Origin of the sequence: Neorhizobium sp. LjRoot104, assembly GCF_964253725.1 — a bacterium.
Lineage (GTDB): Bacteria > Pseudomonadota > Alphaproteobacteria > Rhizobiales > Rhizobiaceae > Neorhizobium.
In genome coordinates, this window is record NZ_CAXURS020000002.1 from 1059103 (window position 1) to 1076550 (window position 17448).

The 17448-nt window shown below is 60.7% G+C and carries 13 protein-coding genes; 9 read left to right on the plus strand and 4 right to left on the minus strand.

Features of this window, described 5'->3' with window-relative positions; genetic code table 11:
* Positions 1-136: 136 nt before the first annotated feature.
* Entirely contained in the window at positions 137-1720 is a 1584-nt protein-coding gene (locus ACSQ8R_RS27180) for a diguanylate cyclase domain-containing protein (RefSeq protein WP_436256444.1), read from the minus strand.
* A 194-nt stretch (positions 1721-1914) separates the two neighbouring features.
* Positions 1915-2898, minus strand: a complete 984-nt coding sequence (gene denD, locus ACSQ8R_RS27185; RefSeq protein WP_436256445.1) for a D-erythronate dehydrogenase — start codon at positions 2896-2898, stop codon at positions 1915-1917.
* A gap of 181 nt (positions 2899-3079) precedes the next feature.
* Between denD and ACSQ8R_RS27190 the strand changes: the two genes are divergently transcribed.
* The 5 genes from ACSQ8R_RS27190 to ACSQ8R_RS27210 all read left to right on the plus strand — a co-directional run bounded on the left by ACSQ8R_RS27190 (position 3080) and on the right by ACSQ8R_RS27210 (position 8465).
* On the plus strand, positions 3080-4525 hold the full coding sequence (locus tag ACSQ8R_RS27190) for an FAD-binding oxidoreductase (RefSeq protein ID WP_436256446.1): 1446 nt from the start codon (positions 3080-3082) through the stop codon (positions 4523-4525).
* A gap of 34 nt (positions 4526-4559) precedes the next feature.
* A complete protein-coding gene (locus ACSQ8R_RS27195; protein ID WP_436257296.1) occupies positions 4560-5270 on the plus strand; it encodes a FadR/GntR family transcriptional regulator in 711 nt (236 codons plus the stop codon).
* Between the two features lie 341 nt (positions 5271-5611).
* Entirely contained in the window at positions 5612-6145 is a 534-nt protein-coding gene (locus ACSQ8R_RS27200; RefSeq protein ID WP_436256447.1) for a TRAP transporter small permease, read from the plus strand.
* Positions 6145-7422 (plus strand): TRAP transporter large permease, encoded by a 1278-nt coding sequence (locus tag ACSQ8R_RS27205; protein WP_436256448.1) that lies wholly within the window; start codon positions 6145-6147, stop codon positions 7420-7422. The genes ACSQ8R_RS27200 and ACSQ8R_RS27205 overlap by 1 nt, the downstream gene beginning before the upstream one ends.
* 35 nt (positions 7423-7457) lie before the next feature.
* A complete protein-coding gene (locus ACSQ8R_RS27210) occupies positions 7458-8465 on the plus strand; it encodes a TRAP transporter substrate-binding protein (protein WP_436256449.1) in 1008 nt (335 codons plus the stop codon).
* A gap of 59 nt (positions 8466-8524) precedes the next feature.
* On the opposite strand, the gene ACSQ8R_RS27215 is transcribed toward ACSQ8R_RS27210, so the two are convergent.
* Together ACSQ8R_RS27215 and ACSQ8R_RS27220 are read right to left on the minus strand one after the other, a co-directional pair.
* On the minus strand, positions 8525-9439 hold the full coding sequence (locus ACSQ8R_RS27215; RefSeq protein ID WP_436256450.1) for a DMT family transporter: 915 nt from the start codon (positions 9437-9439) through the stop codon (positions 8525-8527).
* A 12-nt stretch (positions 9440-9451) separates the two neighbouring features.
* Entirely contained in the window at positions 9452-10654 is a 1203-nt protein-coding gene (locus tag ACSQ8R_RS27220) for a mandelate racemase/muconate lactonizing enzyme family protein (RefSeq protein WP_436256451.1), read from the minus strand.
* A 499-nt stretch (positions 10655-11153) separates the two neighbouring features.
* Here ACSQ8R_RS27220 and ACSQ8R_RS27225 point away from each other — a divergent pair, with 499 nt between their 5' ends.
* From ACSQ8R_RS27225 to ACSQ8R_RS27240, 4 genes are read left to right on the plus strand one after another with little or no spacing between them, the layout of a single operon-like run.
* The gene (locus ACSQ8R_RS27225; protein WP_436256452.1) at positions 11154-12938 is read left to right on the plus strand and encodes an IucA/IucC family protein; all 1785 of its coding nucleotides are present in this window, start codon (positions 11154-11156) and stop codon (positions 12936-12938) included.
* Positions 12922-14658: an IucA/IucC family protein gene (locus ACSQ8R_RS27230; protein ID WP_436256453.1), complete on the plus strand. Its 1737-nt coding sequence runs from the start codon at positions 12922-12924 to the stop codon at positions 14656-14658. The genes ACSQ8R_RS27225 and ACSQ8R_RS27230 overlap by 17 nt, the downstream gene beginning before the upstream one ends.
* Complete coding sequence (locus tag ACSQ8R_RS27235) at positions 14655-15935, plus strand: AMP-binding protein (RefSeq protein WP_436256454.1); 1281 nt, start codon at positions 14655-14657, stop codon at positions 15933-15935. Before ACSQ8R_RS27230 ends, ACSQ8R_RS27235 begins: the two co-directional genes overlap by 4 nt.
* Positions 15932-17233, plus strand: coding sequence for a DUF6005 family protein (locus tag ACSQ8R_RS27240; protein ID WP_436256455.1), 1302 nt, complete (start codon positions 15932-15934; stop codon positions 17231-17233). The genes ACSQ8R_RS27235 and ACSQ8R_RS27240 overlap by 4 nt, the downstream gene beginning before the upstream one ends.
* Positions 17234-17448 lie beyond the last annotated feature (215 nt).

The following is a 17448-nucleotide window of genomic DNA, read 5'->3' on the forward strand; positions in this document are numbered from 1 at the left end:
GGCGTTTACCAGCTTCCGTTCGCATAAGTGCAAAATGACAATCGGTCGCTGCCCCGACGATAATGCCGTTTATTCGTCGTGCTCTCTGTTATCGAGGCCGAGTTTTCGGCGAATAGGCTGAAACACATTCATCGCATCAGCGAGCCGTGACGGCCAACGGCATAATTTCGTCTTCCGCCATCCGCCAGGTATTGCGGCCGGCCGACTTTGCCCGATAAAGCGCACGATCCGCGGCCTGGACAAGCGTTTCCCGGTCACCGGCGACAACACTTGCGGCGGCTATTCCTATGCTGACGCCGATGCTGATCGACAATCCCTTGATCCGGAAAGGTGCGTTCAAGGCCGATACGCATCGATCCGCAAGGCCGATATCCGCCTGATGTTCGGTTTTCACGAGGATGGCGAATTCGTCGCCGCCGAGGCGTGCCACCAGATGTCCGCTTGCAGCCGAACGCAATCGCTCTCCGGTAAGCTTCAAGACCTCGTCACCGGCGGCATGGCCGAATGTGTCATTGACCGGCTTGAAGCCGTCGAGATCGAGGCAATAGACGGTGACAACGCCCTCGTTCGCTTCAGGCTTGAGTGCCTCATCGAGAGCTTTGTAGAATTGCATCCGGTTCGGCAGGCCGGTCAGAATGTCATGATGCGCCAATCTGTTGGCCTCGGCCTCCGCCAGCACCCGATCGCTGACATCGGCGATCGTCAGCAGGAGTCGCCGACCGCCGCCCTCGTAGAGCAACCGGACATAAATGAGAACGTGGTGTTCCCTCCCCTCCGCCGTTCGCTGGCGCCACACCGTGCGCGCTTCGCAGTCACCGTCAAGGTTGCGAAGCCTCGCGGCGAACTCCTCGCCCTGGCCTTCGGCGTGCATGTCGAAAACGGCCTTGGCAAGAATGACCGATCGCTCGTAGCCATAGAACTGAAGCGCCGCATGATTGGCTTCAAGAATCGCAAGGCTGTCGCCATCGCAGAGCAGCATCGGCATCGGGTTTGCGTCGAACAATTGTCGAAGCCACTCCTCCCTTTGCTTGAGGCTGGTAATGTCTATGCGCATTCCGATAGCGCCGCCATCCGGCGTGCGGCGGTCGTCGTAGCGCAGCCATCGCCCGTCCTTCATTTGCCGCTCCTCCTGCGATACGGGCTGACGAAACTTCGCCATGCGTTCGCTCAGCCAGACGTCCCGGTCCGGCACAACCTCCTGAATGCTGCCGCCTGCAAGGCTGATCTTCAAAATCTCCTCGAACGGTATCCCGGGCATCAGGTATTCGGCGATATCGGCATAGAGATCGGCGTATTTCTGGTTCCAGAGGACGTAACGGTCCTTGGCGTCGAAGACACAGACGGCCTGCGGCAACATCTCGATGACATATCGCAGGCGAAGATTGGCTTCCCGAGCGGCGAGCCCAGCGGCCCTTTCCTGCGCTGCGGCCTCGATCCAGACCACGGTGAGCGGTTCGTCCGGTCCGGGACATGACGAGACCCTGACGTTGCAGTTGCGGGTTTCCCCTGCCCTGTTGCTCAAGAGAACCGAGGCACCCTCGGGGTTATCCAGCGGCCATCCAGGCAGGAGATCGGCGATACCTGTTCCGCACAACATGTCAGGTTCGTCAAGAAGTGCTCTTGCCTCGGCATTCGCAAAGGTGACGAAACCCGCCGCGTTCACGATGAGCGCGGCGAGCGGACAGGATTCCAGCAGGATCATCACTTCCGCACCAAGCATAACTCCCTCGAGCACTGCCGATCTGCCCGGAAAAATTTACGGATGAAGCATAAGCGGGAAGAATGAAATAAATCGCTAAAGTTCAAACGCCGCATATAAATGCCGCGTCCCGCCTCTGAGGCATGCCGACATCCGACCGAAGGCCGCCATTCGCCTTAAAAGCGAGCTCCTTCCGTCTGCGCCCGGACTTCCGATCACAGGCGGCCTCCAAGCTCATCGTCGATATGGACGCGGATGATCTCGTCGAAATTTTTCTCCGCGGTAAAGCCAAGGGCAGTAGCGCGTTTTGCCTGGAAACCAGGTGCCCAGCCCGCGACCATTCTCATGATCATCTCGTCGGGCACACGACGAATGAGGTTTACCGCCCTTTCGCCCGCCACGCGGCGAAGCGCATCGATCTGTTCGCCGACGGTTGCGCTGACGCCCGGCATCGAAAGATTACGATGTGGGCCGACCCGATCGAGATCCATATTCGCCGCATGGACGAGGTATCCGACAGCCGAGCGAGGCGAAGTGTGCCAGTGGCGCACGTCGTCCGACACGGGTAGAATCGCCTCCTGCCCGATCAGCGGTTCGCGCAGAATATTCGAGAAGAACCCCGACGCGGCCTTGTTGGGCTTGCCTGGCCTGATGCACACGGTCGGCAGCCGGATGCCGATCCCCTCGAAGAAGCCGCGGCGGGTGTAGTCCGAAAGAAGCAGTTCCGAAATGGCCTTCTGGGTGCCGTAGCTGGTAAGGGGCGTCAGGTGGAAATCATCGGGTATGGGGAACGGCAGTGGGGCGCCAACGACAGCGATGGAGGACGTGAAGACCATTCGCGGCTTGTAGCCGCCTTCTCCGTTCGCGAGGCGGATCGCATCGAACAGGTAGCGGGTGCCATCAAGATTGACCCGGTAACCCTTTTCGAAATCGAGCTCCGCCTCTGCCGAGACGATCGCGGCGAGGTGAAAGATCACGTCGGGGCGTGACCGGATGAGCTTCTCAGCCTCGCCCGGCATCGACAGGTCAGCGTCGCTCGTCGCCAACGCTCCGGGAAACCCCTCCGGGTGATCGGGCTTCACAACATCGACCAGGGTCAGCTTGTCGATCGGCTTGCCGAGAACGCTGCCATCGGCGATGAGGCGTGCCGTCAGTTTGCGGCCCACCATGCCGGCCGCGCCTATGATCAGAATATGCATGCGTCCTCCCATCTCGACCCGAAGCGAACGATTGCCCGGATACGCCCATTATTTATATTGTACGGTTGTCTGATAACCTTATATGCTTCCTTTGAAAACAGGATAGTTGCCCGCCGGGACAAGGCGCGGGGCAAACCAGACTATCCAGCCGGGGACGGATCATCCGAAGGAACCACTGAGAATGACGAGCCTGCAGACTGACTCGATGGGGGAACATCGCCTCCTCCTGCGATCGATGCTTGGAGAGGATCTGGTCCTGACCGATACGGATTCAATGGCGCGATACTGTCGCGACTGGCACGGCGACGTGACCGGTTCTGCGGTCGCCGTTTTAAGGCCGCGATCGACGGACGACGTGGTGGCTTGCGTGAAAGGTTGCCGTGATCTAGGCCTTACGATAGTCCCCCAGGGAGGCAATACAGGCCTCGTGCTGGGCGGCATTCCGGATATGCCGGAGCGTCAGGTCGTCCTCAGCCTGGAACGCATGAGCCGCATCCGCAAGATCGATGGCGACGACTTCTCCGCCGTGGTCGAGGCGGGCTGCATCCTCTGGGAATTGAAAGAAGCGATCGCCGCAGAGGGAATGTTCTTCCCGTTGGCGCTCGGCGCGCAGGGAAGCTGCCGGATCGGCGGCAACGTCTCGACCAATGCCGGCGGCATCAATGTGCTTCGATACGGGATGACCCGCGAACTGGTGCTGGGCCTGGAGGTCGTCCTGCCGGACGGTACGATTTTCGATGGTCTCTCGACGCTCAGGAAGGACAACCGCGGCATAGACCTGAAGCAGCTCTTCATCGGTGCCGAGGGCACGCTCGGCATCGTTACCGCCGTGTCGATCAAGCTGACGCCCAATCCCGACCAGGTGGCGACCGCCCTTGTCGGACTCGCCTCGTTGGAGGACGCGATCACCCTCTATCGCCGTGCCCGGCGCGACTGCAGCGATTTGATGTCCGCCTTCGAATTCATGCCTCCCCTTGCCTTCACACTCGCCCGGGAAGCCATTCCGGACCTGCCGATTCCAATGCCCGCCGATTATCCCTGCTATGTTCTCATGGAGGTTTCCGGTTCTGGCCTCGTCGATATCGCCGACCTGATGCAGCGGTTCCTCGAAGGCGTCATGGAAGACGAAATCGTCCTCGACGGCGCTATCGCCTCGTCACAGGCGCAGGCGCGAAACCTGTGGCTGATCCGGGAAGGAATGAACGAAGGCCAGGCGAAACGGGGGGTCCATATGCGCAGCGACGTTTCGGTTCCGCTTTCCAAAGTGCCTTCCTTTGTTGCCGAGGCCGAAAGGGCTATCCACGACGCATTGCCCGACTGCGTGTGCGTCTCCTACGGTCATGTCGGCGATGGGAATGTCCATCTCAACGTCCTGCCATCCATCGACCTGCCTCACGAACAGCGGCTCGAAAGGATCTACCAGTCCAAGACCATCCTGAACCGCGTGCTTGACCGCTTCCAGGGAAGCCTCAGCGCCGAGCACGGCATCGGCCGGCTTAAGCGGGCGGATTTCGATGCGCGCCTTCCGGAAACCAAGCGCCGGCTGCTGACGGCCATCAAGAATGCCATCGATCCCGACATGGTGATGAACCCGGGTTGCCAGTTGAATTTTGCCCGGAAGTCATAGAAGAGCGTCACAAGGGAGGGCCGACGCCGTGGTAATGGACTTCAGCCAGATCAGACGGAACGAACATCTGCCCTCACGGATCGCGTCGCAGATCGGACGCGAGATCAGCGAGGGCCGGATCGTGCCCGGCGAGAAACTGCCGACGGAGCACATTCTGGCAAAGACTTTTGGCGTCAGCCGGTCGGTCGTTCGCGAAGCGATCGCGCAGCTCCGCAATGAGGGTCTGGTCGAGACCCGGCAGGGTGTCGGAGCATTCGCCACCGATTTTGAGCACAGGCAGTCGATTCGCATCGAACAGGGCAATCTTGCCGACCACGCGAGTTTTCAAAGCCTGTTTCAGCTCCGGTTGCCCCTTGAGATCGAAGCGGCCGGTCTCGCAGCCACCAATCACACCGCCGAAGACCTTATGAAACTCGACGAAGCGCTCGAACAGATGACGGGCGGAGAGAAGTGGACCGAGAAAGGCGTCCTGGCCGACCTTGCCTTTCATCGCCAGATCGCCGCTTCCACGCATAACGAATACTTTCTGCTATTCCTCGGTTTTATCGCGGAGCGAATTCACCTGGCGATCAATACGGCCCGGGAGGCAGCCGTATTGACCGAGATCGTCGAAGTGACGATCGCGGAACATGTCGCGATCCGCGACGCCCTTGCAAGCCGCGATCCTATCCGCGCCCGGGAGGCGATGCGCCATCATCTCCACGGTGCGGCCAGTCGCCTCGACCTTCAATTGAAAGTTTATTGAGCTTCCAGTCGTTCGCCCATTGGATCGATCCAGGAGATTTCCTGAAAGCGGTCATGCGCCGCTGGACAGCGAGTAAAACTCTCTTTAGAAATACCACTGGTGGAGAGTTGTCAGACATCCTGACAATGGGTGGGCACGGGAGAGGTGCCTAGCCCGGCGACGGAGGAGAGGCTGATCGCACAGGAGACAAGAGACCGGGTCGAGATCTTCAGCCTCCGGTTTGAGCGCTGGGTCGACAACGCGGATCATCGGGGTAAATGCCCCAAGCGGAATTTCGGGTTGCCGGCGACGACCAAAAACCTCGCCCGGCCTGGGCTTCTATAGGAATTCGGGAGGGGAACATGCAAAAGGCGACCGATCTCTTTTTTAAAGCGCTGGAAATACTGCTGATCGTGCTGCTTGCAGCCATGGCGATCATGGTATTTACCAACGTCATTCTTCGTTATGCCTTCAACTCCGGCCTGACCGTTTCAGAAGAGCTGTCGCGCTATTTCTTCGTCTGGCTCACCTTCATCGGCGCTGTCGTCGCCTTCCGTGAGCACGGGCATCTTGGCGTCGAGACGGTGGTGGTGTTCTTTGGACGCAAGGGGCGCGTCGTCTTGATGATCTTGTCCAACCTGATCATCCTGCTCTGCTCCGCGATCTTCTTCTGGGGCACCTGGAAACAGTTCGACATCAACGCCAGCATGAGCGCTCCGGTGACCGGACTTTCGATGATTTGGGTCTACGGTATCGGCCTGTTCACCGGCGGAGGAATGTCCGTCATCGCGCTTGCACGCCTGGTCCGCTACGTGACCGGCCGGGTGACCGACGAGGAAATAGCCGCCTTTGCGGGCGAAAACCTGACGATCGAACAGATGGCGGAGCGTACCTGATGACCCTTGTCGTCTTCATCGGATCTCTGCTCGGCGCCATGGCCATCGGCGTGCCGGTCGCTTTCTCGCTGATGTTCTGCGGTGTCGTTCTCATGTGGTACATGGGAATGTTCAATACCCAGATCATCGCCCAGAACATGATCGCGGGCGCCGATACGTTCACCCTGCTTGCGATCCCCTTCTTCATTCTGGCCGGCGAGCTGATGAACTCGGGCGGGCTCTCGCGCCGCATCATCGACTTCGCGATTGCCTGCGTCGGCCATATTCGCGGCGGTCTCGGGATCGTTGCGATCATGGCCGCCATCATCATGTCGAGCATCTCGGGCTCGGCGGCTGCCGACACGGCCGCGCTTGCTGCAATCCTCATCCCGATGATGGCCAAGGCCGGCTATAACGTTCCGCGCTCCGGCGGCCTCATCGCCGCGGGCGGCATCATCGCGCCGGTCATCCCGCCGTCGATGGCCTTCATCGTCTTCGGCGTCGCCGCGAACGTCTCGATTACCCAGCTTTTCATGGCCGGCATCTTTCCCGGATTGCTGATGGGCATCTCGCTAGTCATCGCGTGGCTGATCGTCGTACGGAAGGACAATGTCCAGCCGCTGCCGAAGGCGCCGATGAGCGAGCGCCTTCGTGCGACCGGCAGAGCGGCATGGGCGCTCGGCATGCCGGTCATCATTCTTGGCGGCATCAAGGCCGGCATCATGACGCCGACCGAAGCTGCGGTGGTCGCGGCTGCCTATGCGCTCTTCGTCGGCATGGTCATCTATCGGGAGCTGAAGCCGAGCCAATTGCCGCGTGTCATCCTGCAGGCGGCCAAGACCACGTCGGTGATCATGTTCCTGGTCGCTGCGGCCCTCGTTTCGTCCTGGCTAATCACGGCGGCAAACATCCCGGCGGAGATCGCCGGCTATATCGAGCCTCTCATCGACCGCCCGATGCTGCTGATGTTCGTCATCATGATCCTGGTTCTCGTGGTCGGCACTGCCCTCGACCTGACGCCGACGATCCTGATCCTGACGCCTGTCCTGATGCCGATCATCAAACAGGCCGGCATCGATCCGGTCTATTTCGGGGTCATGTTCATCATGAACAACTCCATCGGCCTGATCACCCCACCGGTCGGCGTGGTTTTGAACGTTATCAGCGGCGTTGCCCGCATTCCGCTTGGAAAAGTGACCACCGGCGTGTGGCCGTTCCTGCTCGCACAGACGATCGTGCTTTTCCTTCTGGTCCTGTTTCCGGATCTGGTCATCGTGCCCGCGCGGTGGCTGCATTAAGGCCCAATCTCACTCAACATCCATGGGAGGATAAAATGAGAAAACTGCTCCTTACGACGACTGCAATCGCCTTCGCCTGCTCAGCGGCAGCGCCCGCCTTTGCCGAGTACAATTCAAGGAACATCCGCGTTTCCAACGGCATCAACCAGGATCATCCGGTTGGTAACGGCTTGAAGGCGGTCGATGAATGCCTTCAGCAGAAATCGGGCGGCAAGATGAAGATTACCGCCTTCTGGGGCGGTGCGCTGGGTGGCGACCTGCAGGCGACACAGGCCTTGCGCTCCGGCGTTCAGGAAGCGGTCATATCATCGTCTTCGCCGCTCGTCGGCATCGTCCCCGCGCTCGGCGTGTTCGACCTTCCGTTCCTGTTCGCGACCCCGCAGGAGGCCGATGCCGTGCTCGACGGCGACTACGGCCAAATGATGAACAAGAAGCTGGAAGCAGCCGGCCTGGTCAATCTCGCCTATTGGGAGAACGGCTTCCGCAACCTCTCCAACTCCGTCCGGCCCGTCACCAAGTGGGAAGACTTCTCCGGGATGAAGGTTCGCGTCATGCAGAACAACATCTTCCTGGATACCTTCCAGAACCTCGGCGCCAATGCCACTCCGATGGCTTTCGGCGAAGTCTTTTCGGCGCTCGAAACCAAGGCGATTGACGCCCAGGAAAATCCTTACGTGACGATCGACACCTCGAAGTTCTACGAAGTGCAGAAATACGTGACGGCGACCAACCACGCCTACACGCCGTTCCTTTTCCTGTTCTCGAAGGCGATCTTCGACACCTACACGAAGGACGAGCAGGCGGCCCTGAAGGAATGCGCCGCGATCGGCCGCGACATCGAACGCAAGGTTCTGCGTGAGCTGAACCAGAAGTCGTTGGAAAAGATCAAGGCGGCAGGCCTGAAGGTCAATGAACTCTCGGCTGAAGAGCAGACGCGAATCCGCGAGAAGTCGAAGGTCGTCTATGAGAAGCACAAGGCGACGATCGGCGCCGATGTGGTTGACGGCATGATCGCCAAGCTGACCGAGATCCGCAAGAAATAAGCCGAAGCTTCGCTCGACAGGAAATATCCTGGGAGCCCGCGAGTGATCGCGGGCTTTCGCTATTCGGGAATGGCGGGAAGCACGCTCTGGCGCTTCTTGAGCATCTGCTCTCGGATAAAGATGAACAGGCCCGAAGCGACGATCAGGGCTGCCCCTGCCATCATGCCTAAGCGCGGCACGTCGCCGAAAAACATCCAGCCGAAGATCACGGCCCAGAGCAGCAGCGTATATTGAAGCGGCGCGACAGTCGCTGCATCGGAGATCTTGAGGGCGCGGTTGACCAGCATATGGGCTGCCATGGCGACGATCCCGAGCAGCCCGAGCAGAAGAAGGTCGCGGCCCGATGTTATCGGTGACCAGTCCACGGGGGCAAAGGCAAGGCCCGCAGCACCGGCGCCCATGACCTGGAAGAAGACCAGCGCACTATCCGGCGTGCCGCGCAGGAAACGCCCGGAGATCAGCATGAAGGCAAAGGCGGCGCTGCCGACGATCGAAATGACTGCCGGCGCGCTGAACATGGCGCTCGAAGGTTCGAGCGTGATGATGACACCGACGAAGCCGACGGCGATTGCCGTCCAGCGCCGCCAGCCGACCTTTTCGCCGAGCAGGAAGGGCGAGCACGCCGCAACATAGATCGGCGCCGCCAGCCAATAGGTCATGACGTCGGCGAGCGGCAGATACATGACCGCGTAATAGAAGCAGAACACTTCGGCAGTCGAAAACGCCACGCGGAAGAACTGCATGCCGGGCCGTTCGACGGTCAGCAGAGTGCCAAAGCCTGTTTTCCAGACCATCGGCACGAGGATGATCAGTGCGGCAAGGCTGCGGATCAGGACCACCTGACCGAGCCCATAGTTTGCAACGAGCCACTTGCCCATGGCATCGTTGAGGGCAAACATCAGCATGCCGAGGAGCATCAGCATCGGACCGGTCATGCTCGCGGTCTTGAGCACGGTCGCCGAGGATATATTCATTTCAACTGCACCTTAGAGAATGGAGGCGTCGGACGTTCGCCGGCTGACGGTGAAGGCGCGGTCGAGCTCGGGGTTGAGCTCCAGCCCAAGACCCGGACCTGGCGGCACGGTGATCATGCCGTTGCTCACCTCAGGGAGCGCCGTTACCAGATCCCGGTACCACGTCCTGTAGAACGCGCGCACGCTTTCCTGCACCAGTGCATTCGGTGCGTTGAGTGACAAATGGGTCGAGGCACAGAGGACGACCGGGCCGGTGCAATCATGCGGCGCGACCGGCAGATGCCAGGCTTCCGCCATGGACGCGATCTTGCGGGCCTCCGAGAGGCCTCCGCACCAGGATATGTCCAGCATGACGATGCCTGCAACGCCGGTTTCCAGGTAGTCGCGAAACCCCCAGCGGGTCGCAAGCGTCTCGGAGGCCGAGATCGGCGCCGGCGATACTTCCGCGTAGCGCTTCAGGCTCGACAGGCTGTCCATCTTGATCGGGTCTTCGTGCCAAAAGGTCTGGTACGGCGTCAGGGCCTTGGCGATCTGCATGGCCGGCAGGAGTTGCCACATGGAGTGGAACTCCACCATGATATCCATCCTGTCGCCGACGGCCCTGCGGATCTTCTCGAAAGGCTGAAGCGCAAGCTTCAGATCAGGCATCGAGATATATTGGCCTTTCGTCTTCTCCGCAGCCGCGTCGAACGGCCAGATCTTCATCGCCGTGATGCCCTCTTCCAGAAGCGATTCGGCCAGTTCGTCGGCGCGATGCAGAAACCCGTTCAGGTCGTCATAGGTGGTGCCCCCGGCGAGACCGTAGTTGGCTGTCGCCTGCCCGGTGGCCTTCTTGATATATTCCGTGCCGGCGCACGTATTGTAGGTGCGGATTTCTCGGCGGCTGAAACCTCCCAGCAGTTGGGCGATGGGTTGATTGGTGACCTTCCCGAAAATGTCCCAGAGGGCGATATCGAACGCCGAATTGCCCCGAACTTCCGCGCCTGAGGAACGAAAACCGACATAACCGACCAGTTCCTGCGCCAAAAGGTCGATCTGGAGCGGGTCGCGGCCGATGACCCGCGGAGCGACGTATTCGTGGATATAGCTCTCCACGGTTTCGGCACCGAAAAAGGTTTCGCCGAGGCCGGTAATCCCTTCGCCGGTATGGACAAGGACCCACAACAGGTTCGCGCGCTCTGCAACGCGCACAGTTTCAAGCTTGGTGATCTTCATGTTTCCTCCCTTTGCTGATTCAACCACAAGCCAGGGACTTTGGTAAGGCAAGCCCCGCTATTTTGTCGCCCACAGGATAGTCATCCAAACTGGGCCTGCGGGCGCAGATCGAAAATTCTGAAAGCGATGAAAAAAAGGCGCGTACAGATCGTCCTTGTTGCGGAGCGCCTGTAGAGCAAGAGCAAGGCGCGCAAAAACGGAAGACAGGAACGGGTTCGCCGCCATGAGACCACAGCTTCAGGCACCGCAGACCAAAACGAAGCCGTCGCATCGCGACAATGCGAGACGCGCGGCTCTTCTTCTTGCTGTAATGCCACAGGTCAGACAGCCCCCTGCCCCGACGCCGCAGCCGGCAATCCAAAGAAACCATCCGCAGCAACCAGATCACTGTCGGCGCAGGCCCGGCTAAAGACCGGCACAGGCTGTCGGCTCCGGCCGCCTGATGCCGACCGGAAAGCCATTGCGTGGTCGTCGGCGTGCGCGATGGGGATGGAGACATATGCAATCGTCAAGGCAGACCGCGGAAGCGGCTACATTCCAGAGTTTCGCGAACTGCTATCTGCGGGAGGTCAGTTCCGGTACCCGGATTGTCCACCGCAGCATGAGCGGAACGGTCGATGCCATCGAATGGCCGCTGCCGCAGCAGCAGATCCTGCTGCGGGCAGAGATCGTCTCCGCATCCGTCTGCGGTCCGCAGCATTTCGGCAGGTTGTGGACGCGCGCCGTGTCCGATACGTCCTGGCGGGCGGTCGAGCCGATGTCGGCTCTGCATCTCCTCCTCCAGGAAGCCTACCGGCAAATGGAGGAGAGCCGGACCGATGCGCTGCGCAGCTTTGAACTGGAGCTGCTGGTGCGTGTTCTCGACAGCTACCAGCAGATGACGCTCTACCTCGAAAAGGCCTCTCCCGCGCCGCCGGACGAGGGACATTTCATCGAGGCGGAACAATCGCTCGTCTTCGGCCACTGGCAGCATCCGACGCCGAAGAGCCGGCAGGGCATGACATTCTGGCAGCAGGAACGATACGCTCCGGAACTGCGCGGACAATTCCAGCTGCACTATTTTGCCGCCAGGACAGAACATGTCCGCGAGGCGTCGGCGCGAGCGATGCAGGCACACGAAATCATCCGCTCCGCGCTTGGCGCCTCAGGAGCCGATCTCCGTATCCAACCGGACGAGTGCCTCATACCCATGCATCCGCTGCAGACCGAAGCGCTGCTTCTCGATCCGGGCATCCAGGCGATGCAGCGCGACGGCCACCTGCGCCATCTCGGTCCGGCCGGGTCTCTCTTTACCGCGACATCATCGGTACGCACCGTCTACAGCTCGCATTCCGATTGGATGTTGAAGTTCTCGCTTCCCGTGCGCATTACCAATTCCGTGCGCATCAATCGCCGGCCGGAGCTTGAAGCCGGAGTAGCGATGGCAAAGCTGATACGTGGAATCGGTTTTGCCGAGCGTTCGAAAAACTTCCGCATCATTCAGGACCCCGCCTATGTCACCTTCGATATACCGGGTCGCGAGGATAGCGGTTTCGAAGTCATTCTGCGCGAAAATCCGTTCAAGGGCGCTGGAGCGCAGGGCGTCGTGACGGTCGCCGCCCTTACCGCCGACCCGCTTCCCGGCGACCTGTCGAGACTGGAGCGAACTATCCGCAAGCTCGCAGCCAGAGGCGGCGACGGTATTTCAAACACCGCGCTCGCATGGTTCCGGCGTTATCTTGGCTGCGCCGTCGAGCCATCGATCCGGCTCTACGACGACTACGGCGTGGCACTCGAAGCCCATCAGCAGAACACCCTCCTCGATATCGGCATGGGTTATCCGGCCGTCAGCTACTATCGCGACAACCAGGGCTTCTATCTCTCGGAGCGGTATCGCAGCCTGCTTGCCGGGCATGCGCCGGAAACGGAAACGATCGCCTCGCTCTATTTCGCGGACGCAGAAATCCGTGACCGGTTCGCCTATTACCTGATTGTCAACCAGGTCTTCTCCGTCATCAGCCGGATGGGCCATGACGGACTTTGCGACGAGGGTGTCCTTCTAATCGCCCTGCGGGCGCATCTGGAACACTGCGCGGAGACGATGTCAGGCGCCGGCCGGGATTTTGCGAGGCACATTCTCGATCTGCCGACGATCACGTCGAAGGCCAATCTCACGACCCGCCTTTTCGACGTCGACGAGTTGCAGTCGAGCGGCGCGCATTCCCTGTATCGGCCGATCCCCAACCCGCTGAGGGTTCCGCTCGCGCTTGCAGCATCGAGGACCGGCCATGCCTTTGCCTCTTGAAGCCGCGGGAGAACCGCGCGACCGCGTCATTCGCCAGCTCGTGGCGGCACTGCTGTTCGAGGGCGTTATCGAGGCGAGCCAAAGCGCCTGTGACGGTGCGACGCAATTTCAGTGGACGCTCGGTGGCCGGGAATTCCGGTGCTGCGGCACGATCGGCCCGTTCGGACGCGCCCGCATCGCGAAGGGCTCAATGGAGATGCAGGCCCCGGACGGCCATTGGGAAAGCGCCTTGCTCGGCGCGATCATCCCGTCATTGCCCGGTACCGGCATCACGCGCGGCAAGCTGCTCGGCGAGTTGGAGCAGACGATCGCCTTTTCCGAATGGAACCACCAAAATCTGCCCCTGAAGACCCGCCGCGCCCTCTCCTTTGTTGAATTGGAAGGTGCTATCGACGAAGGGCATCCGTACCATCCGTGTTACAGAGCCAGAACCGGATTTTCGTTTGCCGATCATGCCGCCTACGGACCGGAAGCCGGGCAGGCATTCCAGCTCGTCTGGCTGCTCGTCGCGCAAAAACACCTCGGCCAGTCGCTTCCGGGCGGGAGCGACGCCTTCTGGCGTGCCGAACTCGGCGACGAGACGTGGACAGGACTGGAGGCGAGGCGGAAACAGCTCGGCTTGTCGGCCGGGGATTTTGGCCTGGTGCCGCTCCACCCGTGGCAATGGAAGGACCTTGGCGAAACCATGGGCGCGGGTTGGATCGCCGCGGGCGAGGCGCATTACCTCGGCCCCGCGGGCGATCGTTACGTGGCGAGCCAATCGGTCCGATCCCTGTTCAATATCGACCGGTCGCTCGCGGCAAGCATCAAGCTGCCGCTCAACATCATCAACACGTCGTCTCGCAGGACGCTTGAGCCGCATTCGGTCTGCACGGCGCCGGCCCTGTCCGCCTGGATCGCCGGCATCGTCCAGGACGACCCGCTTTTTGGCCGGGAATTTCCCCTCACCGTCCTGCAGGAATATGCCGGGCTCATCGCCGATGCCGGTGGCCCGTTGGCCGGTCAGCTGGGTGCGATCTGGCGGGAGAATGCCGAGGCGACGCTGTCGCCCGGTGAAGCAATCATCCCGTTCAATGCCCTGATGATGATCGAAGCGGACGGCAAGCCCTTTGCGGATGAGTGGATCGGGCGTTTCGGCCTCATGCCATGGATGAACCGGCTTCTGGAGGTTGCCGTCCTGCCGGTCTGGCACCTCCTTGTCGCCCACGGTATCGCGGTTGAAGCCCACGGCCAGAATATGCTGCTCGTCCACCGGGACGGCTGGCCGGTGCGGCTTATCCTGCGCGATTTCCACGAGAGCGTGGAATTTGCGCCAGATTTCTTGCGCGAACCGGAAAAAGCCCCGGATTTCGCTTCGCTGAACCCGCTCTACCGCCATGCGGAACCGGATCAGTATTACTGGACGGACAATCTCGATTCCCTGCGGGAACTGGTGACGGACACGCTCTTCGTGTTCAACCTGGCGGAGATCTCGCATCTTCTCGATGTCTGTTACGGATTTCCGGAATTCCGCTTCTGGCAGCGGGTCGAAAGTCTGCTCGCCGGCTATGCGCAAGAGCGGGACATGCAGCACCGGCAATCGCTGCTGGGGCATGACCGGGCGCGCATCCTCACCGAATCCCTGATCACCCGAAAGCTCCTCGCGCTGAAGCCGGAATATCACCACGCGGTGCCGAACGCCTTGGCCGCCAGGACGTCTGAACGAAGGAGAAAGCCATGATCCAGATCGATGGACAGCTCTACGATCACGCCTATTTCGATGAAACATCGCGACGCATCGCCGCGCAGATTGGCCTTGCTGACAACGACAGCGGACGCTACGCGGTCTGCTTTAGCGAGACGACGCAATGGCTGTCCCTGTTCTTCGCCATCCGCAAGGCCGGCGCCAGCGTTCTGCCGATCCATCCCGGTACGCCCTATGCCGCCGCCCGGAAGCTGGCGATCACCGCCAACTGCGACCGGCTTTTCTACAACAGCCCGACGGCCGACGTGCTCGACGCGAGGCAAGAGGCGCCAAAACCTGGCCGACTGCTGCATATGAGTTCGGGAACGACGGGAGCAGCAAAGTGCATCGCCCGGCCCTGGGACGAAATCGACCGGGAGGTCGAAAGTTATGTCGCAACCTTCCGCGAGCCCGAAGGCATGACACCGGTCATCGCCTGCCCGACCACCCATTCCTACGGGCTGATCTGCGGCATTCTCGTTGCTCTCAAACGCGGCCAGGTCCCCGTCATCGTCGAAACCGCCAACCCGAAATATCTCCTGAAAGTGCTGCGCGAGACCGAGCGGCCGCTTCTCTATTCCTCTCCGGCGATCCTCCATACGCTCTCGCGGCTTTTGCCCGAGGGGGAAAAGCTCCATGCGGCGATGACCTCCGGCACGCTGCTGCCCGATCCGTGGTTCGTGCAGATCCGTGCAAGGAGCGAACATCTCTTCCAGCAATATGGCTGCTCCGAATCCGGCTGCATCGCTATCAACCCGGACATGCGCGCCGCCGGGGACATGGGTTTCGTCCTGCCGCATCTGGTGGCCGAGACCGGAACGAGCCCTGAGGATACCGGGGAGATCGTCGTCCGCAGCGATGGCGGCACGGCAATCCACACCCGCGACCTCGGCTACCGGCGCGCGGACGGCATGCTGGTCTTCGTGTCGCGCATGGACGACATGATCAACGTGTCGGGGCTCAACGTCTATCCCGGTGACGTGGAGGACGCAGTGATGGCGGTGCCTGGTATCACCGACGCCGTCGCCTTCCGCAGGAGCGATCGTTTTGCCGGCGAACGCGTGGCCTTGCTCTACAGCGCCAATCAGCCGGTGGCACCGCAGGACATCCGCGCATGGTGCAGCCGCCATCTCGCCAGCCACCAGTTGCCGATGGAAATGGTCCAGGTCGCCGAAATCCCCCGCCAGGCGAACGGCAAGATCAGCCGCCGCGAGGTCGCGGCCCGCCATGCGGCCGGCGAATTCTCAGGTCCCGAAGCAGGAGTTGCCTCATGACGCGCGAAGATATTCTCGAAGCCGTGCAGACCGTGCTTTCCGAGCACATGGCCCATCCGCATATGCGCGGCTTCACACCGGAAGCGCGCCTCAACGAGGATCTCTATCTTGATTCCGTGTTGATCCTGCAGATCTTCCTCAACCTCGAACTGGAATATGGCCTTGCCATGCCCGAAGAGGCGATCGCACGGCAGGAACTCGAGACGGTTGCGGATCTCATCGCGCTCTATGTGCCGAAAGCCACCGTTCCGTCATTCCCGATGACCGGCGGGACAGCGGATGAAGGCGTCCATGGCGAGGCCTATTACGACATCAAGGTGCATTGCTTCGTCAGCTGCGTCTGCGACGGCCTGAAACGGCAGGGGCTTGACCAGCGGCCTTTCTATTTCGGGGTCTGGGATGCGAGATTCACCGTCAGCCCAAACTTCCAGCTCCTCTATCATTCGCCGGAGATTACCCAGGACTTCTTCCGCGACTGGTTCCAGCGGCTTTACCGGGTCCAGGTTCGAGAGTGGTATGATCCGGAAAAATCAAAGAGCGAAAACCTTGCCACGCTTTTCGATCTCGTCGACAACCGTCCGGAGACCGGCTCGGTCATGGTCATGCTCGACATGTTCCACCTTCCCGAGCGCGAGAACAAATTCAACCAGAACCCCTTCCCGCATTACCTGATGCTACGGAAGACCGCGGATCCGGACAAATGGTTCGTGCATGATCCCGACTACCGATGGGAAGGCGAGTTCGAGCGGGAAAAAGTGATCCACGCGATCATGCAGCCGACGGTCGGCGGCGGTTATGTCTTCGACAACGCGCAGGCACGCAATCCGATACCGGAAGACCTCAGGGATTATTTCGAGGCCTGCTTCGTGGCAAACCGCAATCCGCTGTCCGATGCCGTACGCGGCATCGTCACTGCCCATATCGAGGGCCGCGACGGGATGCAACTGGCGGACCTGGCATCGGCGGTCCGCGAACTGCCGGTGATCACCATCCGCAAATATGCCTATGAGCACGGCTTCGCTTTCTTCTGGCGCGCCCTGAAACTGCCTTCCGCCGAATTCGAGACCTGGTGCGAGGAGATCGAAGCGCTCGTTCAATCGCTGAAGAACCTGCACTACGCCTGCATGAAGCTCAGCCAAACCGGCGAGAGGAACCAGGCCGGCGCAGTCTTCGAGCGCCTCGACGAGGCCGACCGGCTGGAACGGAAGCTGAAGGACAGGCTTGGCGAGGTCTTTTCCGACTGGTGTGAGCAAAATGTGCCACTCACCGCCCCGACGCTCAGAAGGGTCGCCGGATAGAGCGGGAAATATCTCTCCCCAGCTTCCTTCGCGAGGTATCGCGACGAGTGCGGGGCTGGCGGCAGCAAGGCAATTCAAGCCTTTGCCGCTGCCGTCATAATATGACTATTGCATTCAAGTTTTTGATGATAGATAGGCGTCGCATGATAGGTATTCCAACCCTGTCATTCATATCATCGGCCCATCCGTTGCATGTCGTGGCGAGCGCTGGGTCA

Excerpts from the sequence above, each read along its gene's own strand:
- ACSQ8R_RS27180 (WP_436256444.1), bottom strand. The coding sequence starts at position 1,720 with ATGCTTGGTGCGGAAGTGATGATCCTGCTGGAATCCTGTCCGCTCGCC.
- denD (WP_436256445.1), bottom strand. The coding sequence starts at position 2,898 with ATGCATATTCTGATCATAGGCGCGGCCGGCATGGTGGGCCGCAAACTG.
- ACSQ8R_RS27190 (WP_436256446.1), top strand. The coding sequence starts at position 3,080 with ATGACGAGCCTGCAGACTGACTCGATGGGGGAACATCGCCTCCTCCTG.
- ACSQ8R_RS27195 (WP_436257296.1), top strand. The coding sequence starts at position 4,560 with ATGGACTTCAGCCAGATCAGACGGAACGAACATCTGCCCTCACGGATC.
- ACSQ8R_RS27200 (WP_436256447.1), top strand. The coding sequence starts at position 5,612 with ATGCAAAAGGCGACCGATCTCTTTTTTAAAGCGCTGGAAATACTGCTG.
- ACSQ8R_RS27205 (WP_436256448.1), top strand. The coding sequence starts at position 6,145 with ATGACCCTTGTCGTCTTCATCGGATCTCTGCTCGGCGCCATGGCCATC.
- ACSQ8R_RS27210 (WP_436256449.1), top strand. The coding sequence starts at position 7,458 with ATGAGAAAACTGCTCCTTACGACGACTGCAATCGCCTTCGCCTGCTCA.
- ACSQ8R_RS27215 (WP_436256450.1), bottom strand. The coding sequence starts at position 9,439 with ATGAATATATCCTCGGCGACCGTGCTCAAGACCGCGAGCATGACCGGT.
- ACSQ8R_RS27220 (WP_436256451.1), bottom strand. The coding sequence starts at position 10,654 with ATGAAGATCACCAAGCTTGAAACTGTGCGCGTTGCAGAGCGCGCGAAC.
- ACSQ8R_RS27225 (WP_436256452.1), top strand. The coding sequence starts at position 11,154 with ATGCAATCGTCAAGGCAGACCGCGGAAGCGGCTACATTCCAGAGTTTC.
- ACSQ8R_RS27230 (WP_436256453.1), top strand. The coding sequence starts at position 12,922 with ATGCCTTTGCCTCTTGAAGCCGCGGGAGAACCGCGCGACCGCGTCATT.
- ACSQ8R_RS27235 (WP_436256454.1), top strand. The coding sequence starts at position 14,655 with ATGATCCAGATCGATGGACAGCTCTACGATCACGCCTATTTCGATGAA.
- ACSQ8R_RS27240 (WP_436256455.1), top strand. The coding sequence starts at position 15,932 with ATGACGCGCGAAGATATTCTCGAAGCCGTGCAGACCGTGCTTTCCGAG.